Origin of the sequence: Psychrobacter sp. 78a-MNA-CIBAN-0178, assembly GCF_040309625.1 — a bacterium.
In the GTDB taxonomy this organism is placed as follows: Bacteria; Pseudomonadota; Gammaproteobacteria; order Pseudomonadales; family Moraxellaceae; genus Psychrobacter; species Psychrobacter okhotskensis.
Map to the genome: position 1 here is coordinate 1 of NZ_JBEOOZ010000127.1, position 274 is coordinate 274.

The 274-nt window shown below is 43.1% G+C and carries 1 protein-coding gene; it reads left to right on the plus strand.

Annotated elements, in window-relative coordinates:
* Positions 1 to 14: 14 nt before the first annotated feature.
* The coding region (gene folK, locus AAEY80_RS14535; protein ID WP_350588581.1) for a 2-amino-4-hydroxy-6-hydroxymethyldihydropteridine diphosphokinase at positions 15 to 274 on the plus strand (260 nt) is incomplete at its 3' end.

Consider the following 274-nt stretch of genomic DNA (forward strand, 5'->3'; position numbering starts at 1 on the left):
ATGCAAGTAAGCCTATGGGCCCACAAGATCAACCAGACTATATCAATGCCGTAGCCTGTATTAAAACGACCCTTGCTCCAGAGCAATTACTTGATTTAACACAAAGTATTGAGCTTGAGCATGGTCGAGTAAGAAAAGCTGAGCGTTGGGGTCCACGCACACTTGATATCGATACCCTATTATTTGATGATCAAATTATAAATACGGCGCGCTTAACCGTGCCTCATTATGGTTTGAGTGATCGCGAGTTTGTGGTTTACCCACTATTAGAGCT